At 43.7% G+C, this 25,467-nt stretch carries 21 protein-coding genes and 1 other annotated feature; of the genes, 12 read left to right on the top strand and 9 right to left on the bottom strand.

Translation table 11 applies throughout. The annotated features are described in order from the left end of the window. Nucleotides 1-81: 81 nt before the first annotated feature. The gene (gene pgeF / locus AC3CIA_RS02720) at nucleotides 82-816 is read right to left on the bottom strand and encodes a peptidoglycan editing factor PgeF (protein WP_054548365.1); all 735 of its coding nucleotides are present in this window, start codon (nucleotides 814-816) and stop codon (nucleotides 82-84) included. Nucleotides 817-824: 8 nt separating this feature from the next. Continuing rightward, nucleotides 825-1,799 carry a 23S rRNA pseudouridine(1911/1915/1917) synthase RluD gene (gene rluD / locus AC3CIA_RS02715; RefSeq protein ID WP_054548366.1) on the bottom strand — a complete coding sequence of 325 codons (975 nt, stop codon included), beginning with the start codon at nucleotides 1,797-1,799 and terminating at the stop codon, nucleotides 825-827. A gap of 137 nt (nucleotides 1,800-1,936) precedes the next feature. On the opposite strand from rluD, the gene AC3CIA_RS02710 reads away from it, so the two are divergent. The 6 genes from AC3CIA_RS02710 (at nucleotide 1,937) to yjjX (ending at nucleotide 9,706) form a co-directional block, all read left to right on the top strand. Then, nucleotides 1,937-2,665 carry an outer membrane protein assembly factor BamD gene (locus AC3CIA_RS02710; protein ID WP_004735032.1) on the top strand — a complete coding sequence of 243 codons (729 nt, stop codon included), beginning with the start codon at nucleotides 1,937-1,939 and terminating at the stop codon, nucleotides 2,663-2,665. Nucleotides 2,666-2,802: 137 nt separating this feature from the next. Then, nucleotides 2,803-4,227 carry an MltF family protein gene (locus tag AC3CIA_RS02705; protein WP_372244537.1) on the top strand — a complete coding sequence of 475 codons (1,425 nt, stop codon included), beginning with the start codon at nucleotides 2,803-2,805 and terminating at the stop codon, nucleotides 4,225-4,227. A gap of 424 nt (nucleotides 4,228-4,651) precedes the next feature. After that, nucleotides 4,652-4,987: a ribosome hibernation-promoting factor, HPF/YfiA family gene (gene hpf, locus AC3CIA_RS02700; RefSeq protein WP_004735034.1), complete on the top strand. Its 336-nt coding sequence runs from the start codon at nucleotides 4,652-4,654 to the stop codon at nucleotides 4,985-4,987. Nucleotides 4,988-5,097: 110 nt separating this feature from the next. Further along, nucleotides 5,098-5,219, top strand: a sequence feature (Phe leader region). 12 nt (nucleotides 5,220-5,231) lie between these two features. Beyond that, a complete protein-coding gene (pheA, locus tag AC3CIA_RS02695) occupies nucleotides 5,232-6,407 on the top strand; it encodes a prephenate dehydratase (RefSeq protein ID WP_004735035.1) in 1,176 nt (391 codons plus the stop codon). 436 nt (nucleotides 6,408-6,843) lie between these two features. Beyond that, on the top strand, nucleotides 6,844-9,222 hold the full coding sequence (locus tag AC3CIA_RS02690; RefSeq protein ID WP_065207264.1) for a putative bifunctional diguanylate cyclase/phosphodiesterase: 2,379 nt from the start codon (nucleotides 6,844-6,846) through the stop codon (nucleotides 9,220-9,222). Further along, nucleotides 9,185-9,706 (top strand): inosine/xanthosine triphosphatase, encoded by a 522-nt coding sequence (yjjX, locus tag AC3CIA_RS02685; RefSeq protein WP_488518478.1) that lies wholly within the window; start codon nucleotides 9,185-9,187, stop codon nucleotides 9,704-9,706. Before AC3CIA_RS02690 ends, yjjX begins: the two co-directional genes overlap by 38 nt. A 125-nt stretch (nucleotides 9,707-9,831) precedes the next feature. Here yjjX and trpR read toward each other — a convergent pair whose 3' ends face one another. Together trpR and sltY are read right to left on the bottom strand one after the other, a co-directional pair. Next, complete coding sequence (gene trpR / locus AC3CIA_RS02680; protein WP_017084809.1) at nucleotides 9,832-10,125, bottom strand: trp operon repressor; 294 nt, start codon at nucleotides 10,123-10,125, stop codon at nucleotides 9,832-9,834. Nucleotides 10,126-10,297: 172 nt separating this feature from the next. After that, nucleotides 10,298-12,247 carry a murein transglycosylase gene (gene sltY, locus AC3CIA_RS02675; protein ID WP_488518477.1) on the bottom strand — a complete coding sequence of 650 codons (1,950 nt, stop codon included), beginning with the start codon at nucleotides 12,245-12,247 and terminating at the stop codon, nucleotides 10,298-10,300. A 264-nt stretch (nucleotides 12,248-12,511) separates the two neighbouring features. On the opposite strand from sltY, the gene ettA reads away from it, so the two are divergent. The 3 genes from ettA (at nucleotide 12,512) to AC3CIA_RS02660 (ending at nucleotide 15,699) form a co-directional block, all read left to right on the top strand. Further along, nucleotides 12,512-14,179 (top strand): energy-dependent translational throttle protein EttA, encoded by a 1,668-nt coding sequence (gene ettA, locus AC3CIA_RS02670; RefSeq protein ID WP_102327090.1) that lies wholly within the window; start codon nucleotides 12,512-12,514, stop codon nucleotides 14,177-14,179. A gap of 90 nt (nucleotides 14,180-14,269) precedes the next feature. Continuing rightward, the gene (locus tag AC3CIA_RS02665) at nucleotides 14,270-14,638 is read left to right on the top strand and encodes a PilZ domain-containing protein (protein WP_004735041.1); all 369 of its coding nucleotides are present in this window, start codon (nucleotides 14,270-14,272) and stop codon (nucleotides 14,636-14,638) included. Between the two features lie 50 nt (nucleotides 14,639-14,688). After that, entirely contained in the window at nucleotides 14,689-15,699 is a 1,011-nt protein-coding gene (locus AC3CIA_RS02660; protein WP_488518476.1) for a M23 family metallopeptidase, read from the top strand. A gap of 164 nt (nucleotides 15,700-15,863) precedes the next feature. Here AC3CIA_RS02660 and tyrA read toward each other — a convergent pair whose 3' ends face one another. The 3 genes from tyrA to nagZ form a co-directional block, all read right to left on the bottom strand. Then, nucleotides 15,864-16,991, bottom strand: coding sequence for a bifunctional chorismate mutase/prephenate dehydrogenase (gene tyrA, locus AC3CIA_RS02655; protein ID WP_017072892.1), 1,128 nt, complete (start codon nucleotides 16,989-16,991; stop codon nucleotides 15,864-15,866). A gap of 117 nt (nucleotides 16,992-17,108) precedes the next feature. Continuing rightward, entirely contained in the window at nucleotides 17,109-18,182 is a 1,074-nt protein-coding gene (locus tag AC3CIA_RS02650) for a 3-deoxy-7-phosphoheptulonate synthase (RefSeq protein WP_237291130.1), read from the bottom strand. Nucleotides 18,183-18,428: 246 nt separating this feature from the next. After that, nucleotides 18,429-19,418, bottom strand: coding sequence for a beta-N-acetylhexosaminidase (gene nagZ / locus AC3CIA_RS02645; RefSeq protein ID WP_488518475.1), 990 nt, complete (start codon nucleotides 19,416-19,418; stop codon nucleotides 18,429-18,431). Between the two features lie 121 nt (nucleotides 19,419-19,539). Between nagZ and AC3CIA_RS02640 the strand changes: the two genes are divergently transcribed. Together AC3CIA_RS02640 and murQ are read left to right on the top strand one after the other, a co-directional pair. After that, nucleotides 19,540-20,655, top strand: a complete 1,116-nt coding sequence (locus tag AC3CIA_RS02640) for an anhydro-N-acetylmuramic acid kinase (RefSeq protein ID WP_488518474.1) — start codon at nucleotides 19,540-19,542, stop codon at nucleotides 20,653-20,655. An 83-nt stretch (nucleotides 20,656-20,738) separates the two neighbouring features. Continuing rightward, nucleotides 20,739-21,659 (top strand): N-acetylmuramic acid 6-phosphate etherase, encoded by a 921-nt coding sequence (murQ, locus tag AC3CIA_RS02635; RefSeq protein WP_065207256.1) that lies wholly within the window; start codon nucleotides 20,739-20,741, stop codon nucleotides 21,657-21,659. A gap of 109 nt (nucleotides 21,660-21,768) precedes the next feature. Here murQ and AC3CIA_RS02630 read toward each other — a convergent pair whose 3' ends face one another. Then, the gene (locus AC3CIA_RS02630; RefSeq protein ID WP_017091341.1) at nucleotides 21,769-22,119 is read right to left on the bottom strand and encodes a DUF2799 domain-containing protein; all 351 of its coding nucleotides are present in this window, start codon (nucleotides 22,117-22,119) and stop codon (nucleotides 21,769-21,771) included. Nucleotides 22,120-22,370: 251 nt separating this feature from the next. Here AC3CIA_RS02630 and AC3CIA_RS02625 point away from each other — a divergent pair, with 251 nt between their 5' ends. Beyond that, nucleotides 22,371-23,861 carry a carbon starvation CstA family protein gene (locus AC3CIA_RS02625; RefSeq protein WP_017077728.1) on the top strand — a complete coding sequence of 497 codons (1,491 nt, stop codon included), beginning with the start codon at nucleotides 22,371-22,373 and terminating at the stop codon, nucleotides 23,859-23,861. Nucleotides 23,862-24,013: 152 nt separating this feature from the next. On the opposite strand, the gene AC3CIA_RS02620 is transcribed toward AC3CIA_RS02625, so the two are convergent. Beyond that, the gene (locus AC3CIA_RS02620) at nucleotides 24,014-25,336 is read right to left on the bottom strand and encodes an IS4 family transposase (protein ID WP_488518169.1); all 1,323 of its coding nucleotides are present in this window, start codon (nucleotides 25,334-25,336) and stop codon (nucleotides 24,014-24,016) included. Between the last annotated feature and the right edge of the window lie 131 nt (nucleotides 25,337-25,467).

Here is a 25,467-nt window from a genome sequence, read left to right as displayed (position 1 = left end):
GATTTTCAAGGGATAAGAGTGAAGAATAGAGCTTATATGAAAATATAAATGAGCTGGATGAGTGGTTGTGCTAGCCAGAGATTACTCTAACCAAATAAATGTAGCCTGACGTCCAGTAATGCCATCACGGCGATAAGAATAGAAAGCATCTGAATCTGCGTATGTACATAGATTCGAGTCTGTCACTGAAGTCACGCCAACTTTCATTAATCGTTGAGTCGCGAGTTGAGACATGTTTGCCAGCCATTTGCCAGATTCAGCTTTGGTTTGAAATGCTAATCTCGCTTGAGTGTCAAAACGAACAAAAGCTTCCAACACATCGTTGCCAACCTCAAATGCATCTTTGCCAATTGCTGGGCCAAGCCAAGCCATGATCTGATTATCTGAATCTAGATTTGAAAACTTTGCGACGGCATTTTCAAGAATGCCACCAGCAAGACCACGCCAACCCGCATGAACAGCCGCGACTTGAGTGCCTTTGGTATCGGTAAGAAGTACTGGCAAGCAATCAGCCGTCATCGCTGAACACACGACACCTTTTGCAGAGGTAAATGCACCATCAGCATCAAGAACATTCGTCACCGGTTCTAAAACCGTAACGACATCCGTTGAGTGAGTTTGATTTAGCCATACTGGAGCTGTGGGCATCTTAGATTGTTGCTTTAGCCATATTCGATTGCTTTCAACAAACGAAGTATCATCCCCAACGTGCATACCGAGGTTTAACCCTTGATAAGCACCTGTAGAACAACCATCGAAACGAGTCGAAGCAAATGCTTTCACGTTTTTTGGTGCGTTCCAGTCAGGGATGATCATTGACACGATTAAATGTCGTCTTCTATGTTTTCGCGAGCATCAACACGTAATGCTTCTGCCATCACAACCATGTCATTTGGAACAGGTGCGTGGAACTCAACTTCTTCACCAGTAATAGGGTGAACAAATTTAAGCATTACAGCATGTAGCGCTTGGCGATCAAAAGAACGAATCATTGTCGTCAGCTCTTCAGATGCACCTTTTGGAATACGTGCACGACCACCGTATGCAATATCACCTAACAGAGGATGCTGAAGGTATGACATGTGAACACGGATTTGGTGAGTACGACCTGTTTCTAGGCGTAGACGAATACGAGTATGTTCGCGGAAGTGCTCCGCAACACGGTAGTGAGTTACCGCAGGCTTACCCAATTCATTCACGTCCATTAAAGTACGTTTAGTTGCATGACGGCTAATGCCTTTCTCAACCACACCACCCGCGGTCATTTTACCAATAGCAATTGCTTCATATTCACGAGTGATACGACGTTTAGCAAGTGCACGTACAAGGCGAGTTTGAGCTGGAACCGTCTTAGCCACAACCATAAGACCGGTTGTGTCTTTATCAAGACGGTGCACAATACCCGCACGAGGTACTTCTGCAATCTGAGGGTAATGGAAAAGCAATGCGTTTAGTATGGTTCCATCCGGCGTACCTGCACCTGGGTGTACAACCAGATCGCGAGGCTTATTGATAACCAATAAATCATCATCTTCATAGACAATGTTTAACGGAATATCTTGTGCTTCCCAGCGCTCTTCATCTGCAAGCTCCGCTTGTAGGATGATCGCTTCACCGCCCAAAACTATGGTGCGCGGTTTAGTGATAACTTCGCCATCCACTTGGATTTTGCCGTCAAGAAGCCACTCTTTAATACGAGAGCGAGAAAAATCGGTAAATAGTTCAGCGACAGCTTGGTCTAAACGTTGACCTAACTGGCTGCTTTTTACTGTGTCTGTTAATGTTATCTGCTGAGCCATATCGAACTTTTTTAAAAACCGTGAGACTAATACCCATTAGTATGGATAAAATAGAATAATTGCATCATTGTATCTGTTACTGGTTAGAAAGTAACGGAAGCTTACGAAATATTTAATTCAAGGAATCGACGCCTGACATGAAACACCTTACTTTATCGGGTCTATTAGCCGTATCACTCTTAGTTGGCTGTTCAAGTACTGAAGAAATAGTACCGGATGTACCACCATCGGTTCTTTACTCTGACGCTCAAGAGTCCCTGCAGAGCGGTAGCTGGCTTTCTGCAATCGAAAAGCTAGAAGCTTTAGATTCTCGTTACCCATTCGGCGCCTATTCGGAACAAGTACAGCTAGATCTGATTTACGCGTACTACAAAAATGATGACTTGGCGTTAGGCCTTGCCACCATTTCTCGATTCCTACGCTTAAACCCGACTCATGAAAAACAAGACTGGGTGCTTTACATGCGCGGCCTAACGCACATGGCACAAGACCGTAACTTCATGCACGACATTTTTAATATCGACCGTAGTGACCGAGATCCAGAGCCAGTGAAACTCGCGTTTGCTGACTTCAAACGACTACTGGAACGCTTCCCTAGCAGCCCTTATGCGGAAGATGCGCAAAAACGCATGTTCGCACTTAAGAACCGCCTCGCAGAGTATGACTTAGCAACCGCTGATTTCTACCTACGCCGTGAAGCTTGGATTGCAGCTGTAAACCGAACACAAGAGCTGCAGAAGACTTACCCAGACACCATCGCTGCACGTAAGTCTTTGGATATTCAGTTAGAAGCTTATAAACAACTAGGTTTAGAAGACGCAGCTTCAAGAACAGAAAAATTGATTGAGTTAAACCCACTGCCTTAATCAACGTTGTCATATTTATTCGAAAACGCGCTAATTTATTAGCGCGTTTTTTTTGAACTTAATTTCGTAAACTTGATGAATCGCATAATACACGGTATCTTCAAAAGATAACTTTTAACAAAACATCAACATGGAGTGTGGATGTGAGTAGGTTGTTATTATTTATCTGGATATCGCTATTTAGCCAATTATCCTACGCATTAGAACTGTCCCCGTTAAGCAACAAGCCTTACATGGGTGACTTAGATGTGCTCAAAACCAAAGGGACGGTTAGAGTGCTCGTGTCTGCTGATCTTGGTTTTTATTATATCGAGGATGGCAAACCAAAAGGCATCGTGGCTGAAATGCTCTACCACTTTGAGAAGAGCCTTCGTAAGAAACACCCTTACCTCAATGTTCAAATCATCCCAGTGCAGCGAGATGATCTACTTCCCTCATTAGAATCTGGTTATGGCGACGTCGCTGTCGCGAACCTGACGATCACCGACAAGCGATTGCGAATCATCGATTTTTCCGACCCAATGATTAAAGATGGAAAAGAACTGATTATCACCGGCAAGAACTCAGCCCCTATCACCGAAATCAAGCAACTGAGCGGTAAAGAGGTTTGGATCCGTGCAAGTTCGAGTTACTTCGAGAGTGTACAAAGAGTCAATAAAGAACTGAATGAATTAGACTTACCACCGCTGCATGTCCACTTTATTGAGGAGTCATTACAAGACTACGAGCTGATAGAGTTGGTCAACCAAGGCTATATACAAGGCACAATCCTAGATAGCCATAAAGCAAAGTTATGGACTGACGTAATGGAAAACATTCAGGTCCATCACGATTTGCCCTTACGTGAAAATGGCCAAATAGCGTGGGCATTAAGAAAAAATAGCCCTCAACTAAAAAAAGAGATCAACAAATACGTTAAAACATCCCGCAGTGGCACCTTACTCGGCAACGTGATTTATCAAAAATATATCGATAACACTCGCTGGCTAGGACGAGCTCTCAACCCCAACAAAGTCGACAGAGTGGCTAAACTCGCTGATGTGTTTGAAAAATATTCTAATGAATACGAATTTGACCCTTTGATGATGTCTGCACAAGGTTTCCAAGAGTCAGGACTTGATCAGAGTAGGGTTTCTCATCGCGGGGCAATTGGTGTGATGCAGGTGTTGCCGAGTACCGCCAAAGACAAAAACGTCAACATCAAAAACATACATAAGGTGGATAACAACATCCATGCGGGCGTGAAATACATGCGTTTCATTAAGGACAGGTATTTTGACGACCCTGCCATTACGCCAGATAACCAAATCTACTTCACTTTGGCTTCTTACAACGCTGGTCCTGCTAAGATCAGAAAGATGAGGCGCATTGCCAAGCAGAAAGGTTACAACCCAAACATCTGGTTTAAAAACGTAGAAATCATCACTCGTAAATACGTGAGCAAAGAACCGGTGACCTATGTCGCCAACATCAACCGTTACTTTGTAATCTATAAGCAGTTACAAGCTATCAATGCTATCCGAGAAAATGGGACAGCGAGACTACTAAAAACCAACGATTAGTTTGTCTTAAACCCTAAGAGCCTGAGGATCAAAGGTACTAAGGTAAATTAAAAACACAAAAGCCGCATAAGAAAACTTATGCGGCTTTTGCTTATCAAATTCAGAGAAAGCTTATATAGCGATATACATTACGAGATCTACATCACAAAACACTATTGAGTAAATTTCAATCAAACACTTTCAATAAGCTGTAAGGCGCCCCTAAAAACTGGTTTAATTTTTAGCGAAGCCTTGCCTCCAAGTTATCGTTTTTCATAGAGATAACAAGCATTTTTCGCCAAAAAGATACTAAGACTTGCGTGAGATCACATTTGATTTTAATGCTTATCCCACCCAACCAAAACAAGATCTAGATCACATTCTTTATTCCTGAAAGTCGTAATCTGAAGTTAACCCATGAGGGATACAACAGAGGAAAACTTCTATGAAAATGAACATCACTGGTAAAAACATCGACATTACCTCTGCAATCCGTGATCACATAGAAAGCAAATTTAAAAAGCTGGATAAATGGCAAGTAGACATCATTGGCTGCCAAGCGAGCTTTAGCGAAGAACCAAACAAGAAGAAAAAATTTGAAGCGGTTCTAACCGTACCAAAAGGCCAACTTGTTGCTTCATCAATCCATGACGACCTCTACGTAGCTATCAACGAAGTAGAACAAAAACTAGAGCGTCAACTCAACAAGCTACGCCATAAACCTGAAGCGCGCCGCGCTGAAAAGCCTGAAATCGAAGAGCTAGAAGCTGAAGTAGAATAAGGAAAGAGAACAGATTAAAAAATAGCGCCTCAGGGCGCTATTTTTTTGCTTGACGCTCGTAGCTCGCTTGCTTATTGTGTTTAAACATTCATAAAACAATCACTTTTTATGCACACTCAATCTTTGTTTATTTTTGACTTCTTTTTTCTTCCGTAAATCGGAGGCTGAGTCGTTTTAGAAAAACAAGTCAAAAACGAACAAGAAGCCTCCCACACTAGGGAGGCTTTTTTATAAGGACACATTTATGACTGACCGTTCAATTTCACTGGATGATATCCGCCTTCGTCTTAATGATTTAGATGACGAACTGCTGAGTTTACTTTCCGAACGTCGCAAACTCAGTATCGAAGTTGCGAAAAGCAAGGTAGAAACATCAAAACCTGTACGCGATGCCGTTCGTGAGCAGCAGCTTCTGGTTAAGCTGATTAACAACGGCAAAGATAAATATGAGCTTGATGCGCAGTACATTACTAAACTGTTTCACACCATCATCGAAGATTCGGTTTTACTACAGCAGTCATACTTACAAAACCTAGCGAACCCGCAAAGCCGTAAACCTCTGGCTCGAGTTGCATTCTTAGGTTCTAAAGGTTCATATTCTCATCTTGCTAGCCGTGAATATTTCAGCCGCAAGAATATGGAATTGATAGAGCTTAACTGCAATCACTTCAAAGAAGTGGCATCGACGGTGGAATCTGGTCATGCCGATTACGGTGTGCTGCCGATTGAGAACACCAGTTCTGGTTCAATCAACGAAGTTTATGACCTTCTGCAACATACAACGCTATACATCGTGGGTGAGCTGTCTCAGCCTATCGAACACTGCTTAGTTGCGAAAAATGATATTCGTTTAGAAGACATCAAAACCCTCTATTCACACCCACAACCTCACCAACAGTGCAGCGAATTTTTGAGTCGTCTTAAAGGTGTCAGCCTTGAGTCTTGCGCAAGTACAGCTGATGCAATGAAGAAGGTTAAAGATCTGGAGGGCGATGATGTGGCAGCAATTGGCAATGCATCGAGCGGCAAGCTTTATGGGCTTCAGCCAATCCAAGGCAACATTGCAAACCAAACTGAGAACCACACTCGTTTCATCGTTGTGGCGCGTAAGCCGGTAGAAGTATCAACTCAAATCCCAGCTAAAACGACACTGATCATGTCGACTTCTCAAGAGGCGGGTTCTTTGGTAGAAACTCTACTAATCCTACAACGCTTGGGTATCAACATGACTAAGCTGGAATCTCGTCCTATCATGGGTAACCCATGGGAAGAGATGTTCTACGTTGATTTAGAAGCACACTTGGATGCAGATAATATGCAGCAAGCGATAACAGAACTAACTGCCATTACTCGTCACCTAAAAGTGTTGGGTTGTTATCCAAGTGAAAACATCAAAGCGACGCAGGTTAAGTTGTCATAGCTTTTAACAAACATAAGCTCTTAACAAACATAAGTTTTCAGCGAATATAAGCTGTTGGCAAACATAAGCTTTGGCGAACATAAGTTTTTAACGAACAAACGTTTAAAGCTGGCATAAGTTTAAATCTCCTATATGCATTTGGCCTACAGTAGGCCAAATGCTAAAACCAGCGGCTAGTGGAATAACTCGTACTCAGGAATACTCACACTACGTATTCCTGAGACATGACTCGATTATTTCACTGGCTGTACATGCCTTCCAACCCACACCATTCAACACCTTCTTAACAAAAAACTCATTAGTGGCTTTTTTATCAATAAAGACAAAACCTTACCCCCTTCACAGGAAATCATCGAACTACGTGTAATTAATAGCGAGTAAGTATTAAGTAACATAAACTTACGCGCTTAAATTATAAATAGTGTTGTCATTAACTATGAAGCTAAGTACGAAAATCTTACTACTGATAACCCCTGTGATACTGATCAGTACCGCAGCTTCTAGCTATATTATTTATTCAACGCAGAAAAGCAGTTTTATCAAACGCGAAGACAACGCACTTCAGCTGAACATGGAAAAGTTGGCAGGATATTTTCGACAGTCTCGCTCGTTCCTAAATAGCTACTCTTACACCTTGACCCAAAGTGACATGGTGAAGCGTTACTTTCTCACTGAACAAAACTTATCTCGCGATCTTGAACTGGTTAGTAACCTTCGAGAAGCCATACACTTCTTGCAAGATGACGATGAAAGCTATACCGGGTTAGCGCTTCTCAATAGTCAGCGAAAGTTGAGTTATTACGCTGATAATAACAGCGACTCACGCACTCAGATTGACAGCAAAATATTGGATTTTGTGGATCAGTACTATCAAGACACCTTAGCAGCATCAAGTACCAACTATATTCAAAACTCTCAAGGTGAAGGGATGTTGGTTCACTACGAAAAGGTAGACAAAAAAACGATTTTCCCAACCGCAAACAATCACCCCGACGATGTGTTCTTTGTTGTTGTGTCAGTCTCTCTCGATAAATTTAATGCGCTGAGAAAACAGATAGAGTTCGACTACCAAACCAGCTTATTCTTCACATCTATAGCGGTTTCTCTGGAAAATAATGTCACCCACTCAGTCAAGCTTGCGCCAGAACTATACGCCACAGTTGACCCGGCGCCATTCCTATTGGAAAACAAGCTCGAATCAATTTGGAATAAGCTGAGTTTGTCCTTTGCACTATCCGCGTTTGTGACGGTTGCTCTGCTACTCATGCTTTTGTCTCGCAGTGTGATATCCCCGATAACACGACTCGACCGACAACTGCAGCAAGTCGAAAAAAAACAACGTAAGAACATCGAACGCTTAGGCACTCGTGATGAGCTTGGCCGCCTATCACAGCGTTTTTATGACATGTACCAAGAGTTAGATAACACCTACCAACAGACCAAGCTATTGGCCGAGAATGATCAATTAACCCAAATAGCCAATAGGCATCAATTTCAAACCTTCGTTCAGCAATCATTACCCAAGCCTAGCTCGAATACCAAAACCTGGGTTCTCTACTTTGACCTAGATAACTTCAAGTTTGTGAACGACAAATATGGACATCAAATCGGCGACTCCATTCTAGTCAGTTTTGCTCAGCGTATTTCAGATATTTGTAGCCACTATAAAACAGAGTTTGACGCTCATTGTATGCCAGCCCGACTTTCTGGAGACGAGTTCGTTGTGTACATTAACGCGCCTACTCGCCAAGGGAATATCGCGCATAGATTCTCTGATAGCTTACTGACGCCACTACAAAAAGGTTTTATCACAGAATCAGGGAGCTTTCCGATCACGGTCAGTATTGGTATTGCTACCTACCCCAATGATGGCCACTCCATCGAAAAGCTACTGTCGAACGCTGATACCGCGATGTACCAAGCCAAACGCGCAGGTAAAAACCAATTTGCTGACTATTCACGAGATTTAGACAAAGCGATTCAACGCCAAGCAAACATTGAACGCGCACTCAGAGACAAGAACTTTGATGATGAATTTAGGCTCGTTTATATGCCGTACATGGATTCAACCGGAACCCATGTTATTGGTGTTGAGGTGTTATTACGTTGGAATTCGGAGCAACTAGGCTTGGTTCCACCTGATGAATTCATTCCAATTGCCGAGCAGACTGGATTATTCGATCAGGTTGATCAGTGGGTCATTCAGAATGCATTTGCTTCTTTTCATCGACTTCAGGCTCAGTTTGATCACGCAATTCAGTTGTCGATTAACTTATCTTCTGCTGGGATTGAAACGACTGATCTTGCTGACTTCATCAAAGAGCACGCCGATTTAAATCGAATTCCGCCAAGTTTGATTGATTTTGAAATTACCGAAACCTTTTACTCAAACTCTGAAGGTTTTCCGCTGCTTAACGAACTATCTGATATGGGCTATCGATTAGCCATTGATGACTTTGGATCTGGCTACACCTCCATCACTCAACTGGTGCAGTATCCAACTCAAAAAATTAAGCTCGATAAAGCCTTTTTAGACACCTTAATTGAAACCGATAATCAGAACATAGTAAAACCGGTTATCGGGTTATGTCATGCTCAGGGTAAGAAGGTCACAGCCGAGGGCATCGAAACTGAAAGCATGCATCAGTGGTTGCAAGAAGCACAGTGCGATATGCTACAAGGCTATTACTTCGGTAAACCTATGCCATTAGAAGAACTGAGTGATTGGTACCGACAGCATCAACTCAATTTAATCGATAACAAAAAGAATCCAATACATGAAATCTGTAATCATCGCATCGCTGAACCCAGCTAAAATTAACGCAGTTAAAAGTGCATTCTTATCTGCTTTTCCTGATACTGAATTGGATTTCAAAGGCATCAGCGTCCCTAGCGGTGTCGCCGATCAACCGATGAGCAACGACGAAACCTATCAAGGTGCGGTAAATCGCGTTAACAACGCAACTCAAGCTCAACCTGATGCGGATTTTTATGTTGGATTAGAGTCTGGAATAGAAGGAAAGGTTACATTTGCTTGGATGGTCGTTGAAGCAAACGGTCAGCGCGGAGAATCTCGATCTGCAAGCTTGATGCTGCCACCCGTTGTGCTTGATAAACTCCAGCATGCGAATGAGCTAGGTGATGTGATGGATGAAGTCTTCGGCACCGACAACATAAAACAAAAAGGCGGTGCGATTGGCTTATTGACACATAACCAACTATCTCGCAGCTCTGTATATAGCCAGGCTTTAATCTTAGCGCTGATCCCATTTGTTAACCCTAAGCACTTCCCTGCTTAGTCTTGTTTAAGAAACACGATATTTCGCCTCTCTAGAGGTAATATCATTGAGCGGGATAAAAACAAAAAACGCTAACCTATGGTTAGCGTTTTTATCAAGTTCTTAAGGCTTACTGTTTTAAATGCTTACTTGAGTAACAGCTCTGCAATTGCCGCTTTCTCTTGCTCAGATTTAGCCTTTAGCTCATTAGAGCCTCGCGTGATCGTAGCCACACCCACACCTAACATTTGGCTCACCTGTCTTTGTGACATGTCCCCTTTCATGAGTTCACAAAGAATATTCACTCGAGCGACCAAAGCGTCTCGCTCATCAGGTGTCATCATCATGGTCAACAACAGTTCATGCTGATCTTTCTCAGCCGCTGTTTTTACCAAATCCATTAGTTGTTGCCAATTCTCATATTCAGGTTGTGATGCCATATCTCTACACTTACTTTTAAATTTTGGCTTGAAGTAGCCGCTTAATGATTGAAAGCGTTTAACACTTTATACCGAAACACTTGCTTTGATCCAATGTAAAAAGGCAGCAAGTGGAACTGGTTCGCACTCACTGCCTTTAATATTACTCAGTTTCGGAGAAAGTACCGACCCCCTAGTATTTCGTTTCGGCCTCATGAGGCGCTAAAAACACCCCTTTCTCGCCCAAGATATCTCGATAGTAGGTCTCAAACATCAAGATATTCTGAACGTAACCACGAGTCTCTTTGAATGGAATCATTTCGATAAAAGCAAATGCATCGAGCTTTTCATCGCTGCGTGAACGCCATTGTTTCACACGACTCGGGCCTGCATTATAAGCAGCAAATGCAAAAATACGGTTGTTATCATATTGAGCTAATAGGCCATCTAGATAGTGGCTACCAATCTCAATGTTCTTGCCGACATCATAAAGATCATCGCTGTCCTGGTACTTAATCTTATGTTTTTTAGCCGTATATTGAGCCGTCTTTGGCATAATTTGCATGATGCCACGCGCGCCAACTGGAGAGCGAGCCTCTGAATCCATCGCACTCTCTTGCCTCGCTAAAGACATTAAGGTAATCGGGTCTATATCGTGCTTTTCTGCATAGAAGTTAAACCACCACTTATGAGCAACAGGGAAGCGTAAAGCGATGTTGTCCCACATCTTCGCAGAGATGCTCGCAGTCACTGTAAAGTGGTTCCAACGCTGCGTCGCAGCATGAGCTGCGAGCATTGATTTCTGATCTTTATCAGCATTGGTTAACAACCAACGCCATTCACTCTTCGCTGCCGCAATTTTATCTCGGTCAATCAGCTCGCTGATTCGAACCAAAGAAGTCTCAAATGGCTTTACTGTTTCAGCGTTGTATTTGAGTGTCGATGTTGGGTACTGAACTGGCTTACCTAACTGCTTAGCCGCAGCCACACTGTAGAAATTACGCTGACCCAAGATATCTGACAGTCGTTTGTTACCCTTAGCAGTATCACCGAGTGCTATCTCTGCTCTACCCTGCCAATACTGCCAGCGAAGCGAAGCTTGATGCTTATCATCTAAGCGCGCTATCCACTCTTTCAAGCCAGTCCAATCTGCATGCTGAATAGCTAAACGAGCACGTCTTTCCAACAAGACTTGCTTTGATGAACTCTCGAGCATTTTGTCTCGCCACGCCATCAACTCTTCAGAGTCGGTATTGATCAATCGGAACGTTAGGTAGTCCGCTAGCTCTTGGGATTTTTCTTTAGATAACTTTTGAGCTTGAACAACATCATTAAAAATCTCTTGAGCGCTGCTTGCTGATTCCCTTGCTAACTTCTCGAAACCAAATTCGGTTTGAGCTTGGTAGAATTCATTTGCAGGGTGCTTCTTGGCAAACGCGAGAACATCTTCAGGCTTGTTGAACAACGCCTTCATCTGCCTGGCTTGAGCAATTGCCTCATCATGATCTAATTGCTTGACCAGATAAGTCATTAATTTGCCGTTTCGTTTATCAAATGCCAGTAGCATTCGCTCTAGTATTAGCTCATCCGTTCTTAAGCCAGCTTCATCCCAACTTTCGAAGAGCGGGTCACAGGCGTCATCAACACCATTACCACTTAACCAAAGCTGTTTCGCACCTTTGAAGGCAAGCTCTTTGTTTCCTTGCTCATAGTTCGCACGGTAGTAGATACATTGGTATTTTTCACCAGTCGGCTCTTGGGTTTGAAACTCAAGGATCGTCTTCCACTGTTTTTGAGCCGCCAATAAATCTAAATAAGGCGCACGCATACGATTCGAAAATGGTAGGGCTTTATTCTCTTCAATAAAGGCATCCACTTCAGTAGGTGTGCGATCACCTAAACCTAATAAGAAGGCTCGATAATCAGTGTAAGGCGTTAACGGATATGTTTGAATTTTGTTACGTAGCGCGGAATAAGCTTCTAGATCGCGGTTGTCTAAAATCTCTTGCGCTCTGTCATAAACATCACGCTGCATTTCAAGCTCGGAGGCATTGCTAGCCATAGCCATCGGAGCCAGTGAAAATGAAGACAAAATTGCCGATGCAGCCACAGCAATTTTCGTATTACCAATGCGGAAAAACATTCGCTCTTTCCTTAGTGCGTGTATGAATACGTGAAGTCTATTTACGCCCGACATCACATCAAATGTAAAGAGATTGAGTGTAAATATTATTAATATTTAACACTTCGCCTCAGAAGCTTATTAAATATAGTTTTAATGACCAATGTGACAATAATAGGTAAGGATTAGTTCAAGAATGGCTTTTCTGTCCTAGGAGTAACATCTTTGGGGATATTGGTATAAAATAGACGACAATTTTGAACAATAAATTAGGATCGATCGGCAATGGCTGAATACGTATATACCATGTCTCGGGTGAGCAAAACTGTTCCACCTAAGCGTCAAATTCTTAAAGACATTTCTCTTAGCTTTTTTCCTGGCGCTAAAATCGGTGTTTTGGGTCTAAATGGTTCAGGTAAATCTACCCTACTACGTATCATGGCTGGTATTGATACTGATATTGATGGTGAAGCTCGTGCACAACAAGGTCTTAAAGTCGGTTACCTACCGCAAGAGCCTGTACTAGACGAATCAAAAACAGTGCGTGAAATCGTAGAAGAAGCGGTTTCTGATGTTGCAGATGCACTTAAGCGTATCGATGCGGTTTACGCAGCTTACGCTGAACCCGATGCAGATTTCGATGCTCTTGCTAAAGAGCAAGGCGAGCTTGAAGCACTTATCCAAGCGAAAGACGGCCACAACCTAGAGACAGCTCTAGAGCGTGCTGCTGATGCCCTTCGTCTTCCTGAGTGGGATGCGAAAATCGAATTCCTATCAGGTGGTGAACGTCGTCGTGTTGCGATCTGTCGTCTACTTCTAGAGAAGCCAGACATGCTGCTTCTTGATGAACCAACCAACCACTTGGATGCAGAATCAGTGGCTTGGCTTGAGCACTTCCTTGTTGATTACAGCGGTACTGTTGTGGCAATTACCCACGACCGTTACTTCCTAGACAACGCAGCTGGCTGGATTCTAGAACTTGACCGTGGTGAAGGTATTCCATGGGAAGGTAACTACACATCTTGGCTAGAGCAGAAAGATGAGCGTCTGAAACAAGAAAAATCAGGCGAAAGCGCACGTCAAAAGACAATCGAGAAAGAACTTGAGTGGGTGCGTCAAAACCCTAAAGGCCGTCAAGCTAAGTCTAAAGCTCGTATGGCTCGTTTTGAAGAACTAACAACTGGCCAATACCAGAAGCGTAACGAAACCAACGAACTGTTCATCCCGCCGGGTGAGCGTTTAGGTGACAAGGTACTTGAAGTTAAGAACCTAACTAAGTCATTTGGTGACCGTGTTCTTATCGACGACCTATCGTTCAGCATGCCTAAAGGCGCTATTGTAGGTATCGTAGGTGCCAACGGTGCAGGTAAATCAACACTATTCAAGATGCTAAGCGGCGCAGAACAGCCAGATTCAGGTTCAGTTGAATTAGGCGAAACGGTTAAGCTTGCTTCTGTTGATCAGTTCCGTGACAGCATGGACGACACCAAAACAGTATTCCAAGAGATCTCTGAAGGCGCTGATATCATTAAGATCAACAACTTCGAAATCCCTGCACGTGCTTACTGTTCTCGTTTCAACTTCAAAGGCAACGACCAACAGAAAATCATCGGTCAGCTTTCTGGTGGTGAACGTAACCGTGTTCACCTTGCTAAACTGCTGAAAGCGGGCGGCAACGTACTGCTACTCGATGAACCAACCAATGACCTTGATGTCGAAACTCTACGTGCACTTGAAGAAGCGCTGCTTGAGTTCCCTGGCTGTGCAATGGTTATCTCGCATGACCGTTGGTTCCTTGACCGTATTGCGACCCATATCTTAGACTACCGTGATGAAGGTCAAGTTAACTTCTACGAAGGTAACTATACTGAATACACAGAGTGGCTGAAGAAGACTCTGGGCGCACAAGCGGCTGAACCGCACCGTATCAAGTACAAGCGTATTGCTAAGTAAATTAGCTTGTATTTTGAACAAAGGCCGCGATAATAGCGGCCTTTGATATATCTGGCTTACTATTTACCCATTGATATAGAGAAATTACCTATGCTTGAAAGACGTCAATTTTCACGAGTTATTTATCAAGTCCCGACTGAGATCTCACAAGGACAAGTAAATGTATCAGGCTCGGTGCAAGACTTATCTCTTCATGGTTTACTCATTCAGTGTGATAAATGGCAACAACTCAGCCACGATGCTCCTGTTCAAGTCAGCTTTAAGCTCACCAACAGTGATATCAATATTCAGTTAGAAGCAACGATAGTCTCTACCATCAATACCTCAATGCGTTTACGCATAGAGCATTTAGATATTGATAGTATTAGCCACCTTAAGCGCCTTGTTGAGCTTAATGTCGGCGACGATGAACTGCTTTACAGAGAGATTGAACACCTTACCGATTTGGGTAAGGAATAATGTCTCCATTACCCTTTTTTCTATTAGAAGCATTTAGTTAATACAGAACCATGTCTAAAAAAATTTCCATTACTATTCCCTCTAACAATGGGGAACAGACGTTTTACTTCGGCCGAAAAGCCGTGCTCATGTGCACCACTGCCATTTTTTCAGTACCACTGTTAATTGGCGGAGCTGCATACATGCACGTCGAAGGTAAACAAGAGCTCGCAATGCAAGCGGGTGATGCACAACAGTTGATTGAAACGCTGATTGTTGAAAAAGAGCAAACCGAGTTTCTTTACGCTGAGCAAGTAGAAACCAACCATTCGCTATCGCAAACACTGACAGAAAAAGAAGGCACCATTCAACTGCTTGGTAAGCGTGTATTTGATGTGGAATCCGTGCTGGGTCTTGCTGATGAAGAACTGCTTACCGATGATATTTCTTTAGAAGATCGCATTGATGCGGCTGCAGTCGATTCAGCAGTAAGAGCGACTATGTTCCGTTTGATTCCAAACGACAGTCCGATGGCTTATCAACGTATCTCTTCTTCTTATGGTAGCCGCACTAACCCTATTTCAGGTAAACGCCATGTACATACTGGTATCGATCTAACGTGTAAGCGTGGTGAAGATATTGTCGCGCCCGCAGATGGCGTTATTGAAACGGTACGGCCAAGTAAAAAAGGCTTCGGTAACTTTATTACTATGCGTCATTCGTTCGGCTTCATGAGTTCTTACGCACATCTACAAAAATTCAAAGTTCGCAGCGGTCAGTTTGTTAGTAAAGGTGATGTGATTGCGAGTTGTGGTAACTCAGGTAACTCAACCGGGCCACACCTGCATTATGAAGTACGCTTTCTTGGTCGCTCCCTAAATCCGCAATACTTAATGGATTGGACACCGGAAAACTTCAACTACGTGTTCGAGAAAGAGAAAAAGGTTAAGTGGGGTCCACTGGTTCAACTGATTGATAATGTGGTTCGCTTGCAGATCAACCTGACGAATGTGCCTTACATTAGCTCGACTATCGACACGGTATCAAGTGAAGATACTAAAAAGCCTATCGCGACTAACTAGTTATTAGCTGTTGGTTATTAGCTATTGATTATTAGGGCCAGTTGGTTTGGCCTATGATGATCTAATTGCTTTTAGCCTACTGTAGGCCAACTACTTTTAGTCCTGAATTAGATAAAAAAAGAGCGACCATCAGGTCGCTCTTTTTTTATAATTTCAAATAGTGATTAGCCACGATGAATAGAGTCATGTGCTTGTTTTAAAAGGTTTTGGCTCTCTTGCAAGAACTGTTGCGAGTAATCTCCAAACCAATCACTGACTTGATTAAAGCTATCAACAAACTTGGCTTTATCTTTCCCATCCAAGATTTCTAATGCTTCACCGAAACGACTGTGGAAGCGTCGAATCATCTCAATATTCTCATCCGAAGAAAGAATGATATCACCGTACAAGTTCGGGTCTTGAGCAAACAGACGGCCAACCATCGCAATTTCAAGTCGGTAGATTGGTGAGCTTAGCTTCAGAAGCTGATCAATGTTCGGGTTCTCTTTACTCAGGTGCAATCCGTAAGCAAAAGAGGTGAAGTGGCGAAGTGCTTGAATCAAGGTCATGCCGTGGTCGTGTTCAGCAGCATCCATTTGGCACAGGCTCGCGCCCCAAATACCAAATTGATTCAGCAACCATTGGTAGCTTTCAGAACCACGTCCATCACTGTAAACAATCACTTGTTTCGCAAGGCTTGGAACATCAGGACCAAACATTGGGTGTAATCCAACCACTGGGCCTTGGTGCATGTTCATCATGGCTTGTAGAGGTTTTGATTTAATCGACGTCAAATCACAAAGAATACAATCGCTTGGTAGGTTACCCAGCTTCGCAATAACACCTTCAGTTAGATGAATTGGAACCGTTACAACCACAAGGCCAGCATTATCTAAGATCTCATCGGCTTTATCCCAATCTTGGCTGCCGAGAATTTTCACTTCGTAACCAGAAAGCTTGAACATACGTCCAAACAAACCGCCAAGCTGACCATTACCACCAACGATAACCACTGAACGCAACTCGGGGTTAAGGCACTTAAAGCCAGAGTCTTTCTCACTGGCATAAGACTCACGCATAGTACGACGCAAAATATCTTCGATTAACTGCGGTGGAACCCCTATTTTCTCGGCTTCTTGACGACGAGATGCCAGCATCGCAGCTTCGCGCTCTGGTACATAAATAGGTAAACCATGTTCGCTTTTCACTTCGCCTACTTTCTCTACTAGAGCAAGACGTTGAGCCAGTAAATCCAACATTTGTTTATCGACAGCATCGATTTGGTCGCGTAATTCGTTCAGTTCAACGGCCATTTTATTCCTTACTCATCTATAAGCCCGTGCTAATCTTTAAGCCCACCTGGCGCAGGTTCGTTAGCAACAGATCTTAAAATGCCCCATTAGATGAGGCACTTAAATTTTAAACCCTGACTAACCTTTCAAGCGGTTCTCTAAGAACGGGACTAATTCCGTATGTGCATGCTTCAATAGTGCCTCAGTTGACTCCCAATTGATACACGCGTCCGTGATAGATACCCCGTATTTCATCTCATTGAGAGGTATATCTGAAGATTGGTTTCCTTCGTTAATATGGCTCTCAATCATCAGGCCGATAATCGACTTATTACCTTCACGAATCTGATGGATGACATCTTCAGCCACCAGCGGTTGGCGACGGAAATCTTTACGAGAGTTCGCATGGCTACAGTCAACCATTAGTGCCGCCTCTAAGCCAGACTTACCCAGCTCTTGCTCACATTCGTGTACAGATACTGAATCGTAGTTCGTCTGCTTACCGCCACGTAAAATTACGTGACCATTTGGGTTACCTTGCGTCGTGAGTAGTGCGACTTGACCTTCACGGCTGATACCCATGAAACGGTGGCTAGAAGAAGCCGCCTGCATTGCATTGATTGCAGTACCTAGATTGCCATCCGTACCATTCTTAAAGCCGATTGGCATTGAAAGACCACTCGCCATTTCGCGGTGGGTTTGTGACTCAGTCGTACGTGCGCCGATTGCTGCCCAGCTGAATGTATCTGCTAGGTATTGTGGGCTGATTGGGTCTAGCGCTTCGGTCGCTAGTGGGATTTCCATCTCAGCTAACTCAACTAAAAGCTCACGACCAACATGCAGACCATGCTCAATATCGAACGTACCATCTAGATGTGGGTCATTGATCAAGCCTTTCCAACCAACAGTGGTACGAGGCTTTTCAAAGTAAACACGCATAACAATATACAGTTGGTCGCTCAGTTCTTCAGAAAGTGCTTTGAGGCGTTTCGCGTACTCTTTCGCAGCTTCAATATCATGGATAGAACATGGGCCACATACTACAAGCATGCGATGATCTTTCTTATGAATGATATTTGCTATAGTTTCACGAGACTCTTGAATGAAACGACGAGCATTATCACTCAAAGGCAGTTTTGCTTTTAACTCCTCTGGAGTAATCAGTACCTGTTCGTCGATGATATTGACATTGCTTAATTCACTTTTCTGCATAACTCAACCTGTATATTTATTTTTACACCCAATATTTCCATTTGGGCTGACAATCTTTAAAAACACAATAACAGCTACAAAAACGATTGCAAGTGTAAACAATAAAAAACATTTACTGTAAATTTAAATTTACACGCTCTCTTTAGTTCACTCTGATACACAAACCAGTTTAAACCGCGCCCCACACATACAAAAAAGGCGATATTTCTCATATCGCCTTCTTCAAACTTATAGAGTGTTTATTTATCACCCAGCGTTTAACATTCGCTTAATTTGCTCTGAGGCCTTTTTCCATCGACTATCTGAGTGAAGCGTCGATAAATCAAAGCTGTGCTTTTTAAGCAATGAGTTGGCTAAAAGCACCTCTTGAATCGCTAAGTGATCAAGAGCCTCAATTTGTGCATCTCGCTTATTACACATCAGCACCATGTCACACCCCGCATTCAGAGCAGCCTTCGCTCTATCGGCTGGCCCACCCATAATCGCAGCACCTTCCATAGTTAGGTCATCAGAGAACACCAAGCCTTTAAATCCAAGCTGTTGCTTCAATACTTTCTGCAACCAATACTCAGAGCCACTCGCTGGCTGATCATCATAGTGCGAAAAAACCACGTGCGCAGGCATCATCGCATCTAATATTCCAGCTTCAATTTGAGCCTTGAAGATGGCCATGTCGGTTTCAAAGATGTCGTCTCTAGGATCGTAAGGCGTTTCAAGATGCGAATCAGCAATCACACCGCCGTGTCCTGGGAAGTGCTTGCCTGTTGTCGCCATGCCAACCGATTTCATGCCCTTAATAAAAGCACTACTGTGGCGAACGATAGTATCAATATCTTCACCAAACGCTCGGCTACCAATCGCTTTACACTCATGGCCTTTGTCTAATACAGGCGCAAAGCTAAGATCGATATCATGGGCAATCAATTCCGCCGCCATCAACCAACCGGCTTGTTCTGCTAACTGCTCACCATTATTCTTAGTCGCGAATTCTTGAGCGGCAGGGGTAATTGAAAATCCATCGCGGAAGCGCTGAACTCGGCCACCTTCTTGGTCAACACCAATCAAAATAGGACGTTTCGCTACCTTGCGGATCTCTTTGTTTAACGCCGAAAGCTGTTTGCTATCGTGGTAGTTTCGAGCAAATAAGATGAGACCACCAACGGTTGGATGCTCTAAAATTTCTCTGTCTTCAGCTGTTAGCTCATAGCCCGCAACATCTACCCACAACGGTCCCATATTTATCCCTTATTAAACCTAATTTCATAAACTTCCCGAGATTATTCTCTTTAAATTTGCTTTACAATGTTTTTAAACCAATCTGTGGAAGACTTTAAGAATGCAGGGCAAGAGCTTAGGAATGGATCATAAAGAACTGTATATAGGTGTGATGTCGGGGACGAGTATGGACGGCGTTGATACAGCGTTAGTCTCGATTGAAGACGATAGTATTACATTACTGGCTCATGATGAGTTCCCTATGCCAGATGGTCTCAAAGCCCGTCTGCTTGAAGTTTGTATTGGTCAGAAAACGGATTTGATTGCTATTGGTGAACTCGACCACCAGCTTGGTCATCTATTTGCTGATGCCGTTCTGCAACTTCTCGATAAGTCAGGTACACCTGCATCCTCTGTGAGTGCGATTGGTAATCATGGCCAAACGGTATTCCACCAACCAACGGGTGATTCGCCATTTACCATGCAGTTGGGTGATGCCAATATCATTGCCGCTAAAACACAGATTCAAACAGTCGCTGATTTTCGACGTAAAGACATGGCACTTGGCGGGCAAGGGGCACCGTTAGTACCGGCTTTCCACCACACTATTTTTCACCCGCAAGACAGCTCGGTTGTGGTCTTGAATATTGGTGGTATCTCGAACATTTCAGTACTGCGCCCTAATCATCCGACGCTTGGCTATGATACTGGCCCGGGCAATATGTTAATGGACGCTTGGGTAGATAAACACATCGGTGATAAGTTTGACCGTGATGCGCAGTTCGCACTAAAAGGCCAACTTAATCAAGCCTTGCTCGAACAGCTTCTAAGTGAATCTTATCTATCTCAAATGCCACCGAAAAGCACTGGTAGAGAGCTGTTTAATATACCGTGGCTAGAACAACAACTTACAGAATTTAAATACCTTGCGGCAGAAGATGTTCAGCGCACGCTTTGTGAATACACCGCATTAACGATAGCCAATGAAGTAGAAACTTATCGCTTGGGTAACCAACCTGCACTGTATGTGTGTGGCGGTGGTACGAGAAATCCATTGTTGATGAAGAGACTGTCTGAACTGCTTCTTAGCTGGGAGGTTGAGTCGACGACCAGTAAAGGCGTTGATGCCGATTACATGGAAGCCATGGCCTTTGCGTGGCTTGCTCAACGTCATATTCATCAACTGCCAAGCAATTTACCGGAAGTGACTGGCGCAAGCAGAGCGGCCTCTCTAGGCGTTCTATATCGTGCAGATTAACTTGATAGCCGTGCTGACTTAGTAACAATACTGACTTCGCGGTGCTGTCTAAACAATTTTAGAACCATCATTTAAGGATCACTATGAGTAACGACGCTCTCATATCAGCGCTCTCGCACCTCGTTTCGGAGGGGAGAAACCCTGATACTATGGATATTGATCTGCTCACCTCTCTCGAAGTGGTTGAAAAGATTAATCAACAAGATAAGCAAGTCCCACTGGCAATCGAAGTAGAGCTGCCACAGATAGCTCAAGCCGTTGATAAAATCGCTCACGCCTTTCAACATGGTGGCCGATTGATTTACATGGGCGCAGGAACCAGTGGTCGATTGGGCGTGTTAGATGCCTCAGAATGCCCTCCGACTTTCGGCGTTTCAGACAAGATGGTTATCGGTCTCATCGCTGGCGGACCAGAGGCGATTTTAAAAGCCAAAGAAGGTGCGGAAGACTCGCTGACTCTCGGAATTGAAGATCTCAAAGCGATTCAGTTTTCAGAAAATGATGTCGTGGTAGGCATCGCTGCTAGTGGCCGTACACCTTACGTAATTGGTGCACTCAACTACGCAAATCAAATAGGAGCAGTAACGGTTGCGCTGTCTTGTAATCCTGGCTCTCCGATTGCTGAGATTGCTCAAATCGCGATAAGCCCAGTGGTTGGCCCGGAAGCATTGACTGGCTCAACACGCCTCAAATCAGGTACGGCGCAAAAATTAGTGCTAAATATGCTAACGACTGCCAGCATGATTCGTATCGGTAAGAGCTACCAAAATCTGATGGTCGACGTAAAAGCAACCAATGAAAAATTGGTTGCCCGCGCTGCTCGTATCGTTATCCAAGCGACGGAGTGTGATAAAGCCCTTGCTGTTTCGACACTTAAAACCACCGATTATGATGTGAAACTGTCTATTTTGATGATTCTGACAGGGCTGGGGTTAGAACCAGCTAAGGCTCAACTTGATCAACAAAATGGTTTCTTGAGAAAAGCGGTCGAGAATAATCAGTAATCTTAATTTGGTTTGTAGCTTCTCATTTAGACAGCTACTTTAACGACATACAAAAAGACCAGTACACATGCGGCACTGGTCTTTTTATTTTCTAATCGCTAGTTTGAGCTTAGTAGTCGTTAGAAAACTCATCCCAGCCGCGCTGCCATTCCATACGGAAACGTTGAGCGTCTTCCGTACCTGAACAAACGCCTTCATAAACCTGGCCAGATAAGCCAATTTGATAAGCATGGTTTGGGTTGCAGTATTCAGCAACACCTAGATAGTAACCTTTGCTGTAGCTTGATTGGTCTACCGTTCCAAGCTTAGTCATCTCTTGGTAAGAACGTTGAGTGTTACCTTTGATACCGTCACGATAGCCAATCTCTTGCCAATTGCCTTCGGCCGCTAAATCTTGAACATTGGCGCTGCATCCTGCAAGGCTAAATGCCACAGCGAATAGTGCTATTATTTTTTTCATTTCAATCCTTTATATTGTTACTTCACCACTTCCTACGAAGCGCTGCCATTGTGGCGATTCTCCGCTGAACACGTACTGATGTCCACTCATTGTCTATTGTTGTCCTCTTAAGCAAGAGAACAAACCGCTCAATCAGTTATAACACCACTTAATTAGCTATTCGACCACTCACTCTCATAGCGGAAGTTTCTTCTCATACACTCCTTTAATATACACCCTGACTTAATTAATACATTCAGGGATAACAAATTATGATGTGGTTTCTTACCTGTGTTGCAGCACTCATTGGTGGCTACTTTATTTACGGTGCCTTTATCGAGAAGATTTTCGGTATCAATGAAAAGCGTCAAACACCCGCTCACACCAAGCAAGACGGCGTGGACTTCGTTCCAATGTCGACGCCAAAGGTTTACCTAGTTCAACTGCTTAACATTGCAGGTGTAGGTCCAATCTTCGGCCCTATCATGGGTGCCCTTTACGGCCCAGCAGCAATGCTTTGGATTGTACTAGGTTGTATCTTCGCAGGTGCAGTACACGACTACTTCTCAGGTATGTTATCTATCCGTAATGGCGGTGCTTCGGTTCCAACCATCACTGGACGTTACCTAGGCAATGGCGCAAAACACTTTATGAACATCTTTGCCATTGTTCTACTGCTTCTTGTTGGTGTGGTATTCGTTTCTGCTCCAGCAGGCATGATCACTAACCTAGTGAACGACCAAACTGATTTCGTAATGTCTACGAGCACCATGGTTGTCATCATCTTTGCTTACTACATCATCGCAACGATTGTCCCTGTCGATAAAATCATTGGTCGCTTCTACCCACTGTTCGGTGCACTGCTTATCTTTATGTCTGTTGGCCTAATCACTGCGATTGGTCTATCTGACGAGCACCAAATCATGGGTGGCTTCGAGATGAAAGACATGTTCACTAACATGAACCCTAACGATCTACCGCTTTGGCCAGCTCTATTCATCACCATCGCTTGTGGTGCTATCTCTGGCTTCCACGCAACTCAGTCTCCACTAATGGCGCGTTGCATGGAAAACGAGAAAAATGGTCGCTTCGTATTCTACGGTGCAATGATTGGTGAAGGCATCATCGCTCTAATCTGGTGTGCGCTTGCTCTGTCATTCTTCGGTTCAGTTGAGTCTTTGTCTGACGCGATTGCAAACGGCGGCCCTGGTAACGTGGTATACAGCGCTTCATTTGGCCTACTGGGTGTATTTGGCGGTATCCTTGCTTTCCTTGGCGTGGTTATCCTACCTATCACTTCTGGTGATACAGCGTTCCGTTCAAGCCGTCTTATCCTTGCTGAATACTTCAACATGGAACAGAAGACACTGCGTAACCGCCTACTGATGGCTCTACCACTGTTCGTTATCGGTGGCATCCTGACTCAAGTAGACTTCGGCATCATCTGGCGCTACTTCGGTTTTGCTAACCAATCAACAGCAGTCATGATGCTATGGACAGCTTCAGCTTACCTACTTCGTCACAATAAACTGCACTGGGTAACAACGGTTCCAGCTGTGTTCATGACATCTGTATGTATCACATTCATCCTGAACAACAGCCAACTGGGCTTCGGTCTACCAATGCAGCTTTCAACCATCATCGGCGTAGTGAGTGCATTCGGAATTGCGGCTTACGTTATCAAAATTTCAAAAGGCAAAGGCGATATCGACCTTGCTGATGAAGAAGAAAAAGAAGCAAAAGGCGTCACCAAAACCGCCTAGTTCTTTCAGACTCTTGAGAACAAGAGACACGTCTTCATAGAGAGACAAAAGAACAAGCCAAACACACTTCGCTTGCTCCCGTAATCACCCAGTGATTCGTGGAAATTAAGACTAAAGCCCGTCCTCTGTGATTAATGCCGTTCGGATAAGCATTACTGCTTGAACCTAAACGGATATTTGGCTGGAACAAAGAGGACTGAACGTGGAAACGTTCGGTCCTTTCTTTTATCTGGAAGAATGAAGTGACTCAGACTTTCTCTCATCCTTTTAAGTTTGACTGGTAGGGTTCCGTCTGGACTTAAAGCTAACCAACGTAACTGAGCATCTATAAGGTTAATTGCAGCAGTAAAGCTTACCCTAGTCGCTCGAACCCCGGCTTCTGAAGCTATCTTAACCATCTCTAATCGCACTAAGTTATAGGCAAGTAATACGCCCCAAAGCTCTTGCTTCACACCGGCAGAAAAACGACTTCGTAAAGTGACGTGACTTTGCAGTTGAGTCTGTTTAATTTCACCATAACCCTCTTCAATCTCCCAGCGTTGCCAATAAACACGCAGCAGGCTTTCTAGCGAGTATTTGCTAGGGTCTGTAAGTGAAGTAATAAAACCTTTTATCTCACCTTTTGGCTCTTGATATAGGACTAATCTGGCTTCCCAACGTGCGGGTAAATTCGGATTCTGCCGTTGAGCTTGAGGAGAGATAGGCATTGAAATGAGCATGTCGTTTTCCGCATATTTCTCCAACACTTCATAGCGTAGTTTACGTTTTGCAGGCATTAACCAGTGAGTATTTTCCGCACTCTCTTGCCACGACAACAAAAGGTCTGCCGAGAAATAACAACGATCAAGTAAGGTCAATGAGTGTGCGGGGATATCATTGAATAGGCGCTTAGCTAAGGTCGTTTCACCGACATGACAACCATCAAAAGCCGCCCCCATAATCATTCGTGTTTCTGTTGACATCAAAGCGACTAAACGAAGTTGAGGGTAAGGTTTCAATTTTTTAGAGATGAACCCAAATTCTTCAGCGTTCTCTGTGGAATCTTGACATCTAAATGTTGTTCCATCCACAGCAAGTACATTAAGTTCTAAGTCTCTGTCTTGTTGAAGGATATCTCCGTGCCAAGCCTTCACCGTTGTGTTAAATAGAGCTGCTAATGGGCTCTCATCTAGACGTCGACGTGAATCAGTTAGGACACTAGGTGCGACACGAGACCAACTATCTTCAGGTTTAGGCTGAAGCGCAATGTCTAATGAACTGCATACCTCTTTGATAGACATGTTGCGTTGCAACCCCATCCAAATAACTAACCAGACAGCTTGCTGCGCGGGAAGTCGGCGTCGTCTTATGCTCGCTTTATTTGTTTCAAGAAGAGCTTGTTCTATCCACTCAATCTGAATAGCGTCGACGACAGATTCATAATTATCGGCATCTTCAATGGTCTCGTGTGCCATTGCTAATTCTTGTTCAAGCATAAAAAATCCCCATCAACATTGTTGATGAGGATTATCTTCTAACTGCAGGATCGTTCAAGTCTTCTTAAACGATCGGCATTAGTCCTCTGTGATGGGCTTTACTGTATCTCAGCATTGGTACATCAACATTA

The organism is Vibrio sp. QJM3NY_27 (assembly GCF_057785955.1).
Note: the sequence above shows the minus strand (reverse complement) of the source record. Positions and strands in the feature narration are given on the sequence as shown.

Bases quoted from the DNA above. Each gene is read 5' to 3' on its own strand.
- murQ (WP_065207256.1), top strand. From the start codon at position 20,739: ATGAGTAACGACGCTCTCATATCAGCGCTCTCGCACCTCGTTTCGGAG.
- tyrA (WP_017072892.1), bottom strand. From the start codon at position 16,991: ATGGCCGTTGAACTGAACGAATTACGCGACCAAATCGATGCTGTCGAT.
- AC3CIA_RS02625 (WP_017077728.1), top strand. From the start codon at position 22,371: ATGATGTGGTTTCTTACCTGTGTTGCAGCACTCATTGGTGGCTACTTT.
- AC3CIA_RS02620 (WP_488518169.1), bottom strand. From the start codon at position 25,336: ATGCTTGAACAAGAATTAGCAATGGCACACGAGACCATTGAAGATGCC.
- pheA (WP_004735035.1), top strand. From the start codon at position 5,232: ATGACTGACCGTTCAATTTCACTGGATGATATCCGCCTTCGTCTTAAT.
- yjjX (WP_488518478.1), top strand. From the start codon at position 9,185: ATGAAATCTGTAATCATCGCATCGCTGAACCCAGCTAAAATTAACGCA.
- nagZ (WP_488518475.1), bottom strand. From the start codon at position 19,418: ATGGGACCGTTGTGGGTAGATGTTGCGGGCTATGAGCTAACAGCTGAA.
- AC3CIA_RS02660 (WP_488518476.1), top strand. From the start codon at position 14,689: ATGTCTAAAAAAATTTCCATTACTATTCCCTCTAACAATGGGGAACAG.
- AC3CIA_RS02690 (WP_065207264.1), top strand. From the start codon at position 6,844: ATGAAGCTAAGTACGAAAATCTTACTACTGATAACCCCTGTGATACTG.
- hpf (WP_004735034.1), top strand. From the start codon at position 4,652: ATGAAAATGAACATCACTGGTAAAAACATCGACATTACCTCTGCAATC.
- AC3CIA_RS02710 (WP_004735032.1), top strand. From the start codon at position 1,937: ATGAAACACCTTACTTTATCGGGTCTATTAGCCGTATCACTCTTAGTT.
- AC3CIA_RS02665 (WP_004735041.1), top strand. From the start codon at position 14,270: ATGCTTGAAAGACGTCAATTTTCACGAGTTATTTATCAAGTCCCGACT.
- rluD (WP_054548366.1), bottom strand. From the start codon at position 1,799: ATGGCTCAGCAGATAACATTAACAGACACAGTAAAAAGCAGCCAGTTA.
- sltY (WP_488518477.1), bottom strand. From the start codon at position 12,247: ATGTTTTTCCGCATTGGTAATACGAAAATTGCTGTGGCTGCATCGGCA.
- ettA (WP_102327090.1), top strand. From the start codon at position 12,512: ATGGCTGAATACGTATATACCATGTCTCGGGTGAGCAAAACTGTTCCA.
- AC3CIA_RS02640 (WP_488518474.1), top strand. From the start codon at position 19,540: ATGGATCATAAAGAACTGTATATAGGTGTGATGTCGGGGACGAGTATG.
- AC3CIA_RS02630 (WP_017091341.1), bottom strand. From the start codon at position 22,119: ATGAAAAAAATAATAGCACTATTCGCTGTGGCATTTAGCCTTGCAGGA.
- pgeF (WP_054548365.1), bottom strand. From the start codon at position 816: ATGATCATCCCTGACTGGAACGCACCAAAAAACGTGAAAGCATTTGCT.
- trpR (WP_017084809.1), bottom strand. From the start codon at position 10,125: ATGGCATCACAACCTGAATATGAGAATTGGCAACAACTAATGGATTTG.
- AC3CIA_RS02650 (WP_237291130.1), bottom strand. From the start codon at position 18,182: ATGCAGAAAAGTGAATTAAGCAATGTCAATATCATCGACGAACAGGTA.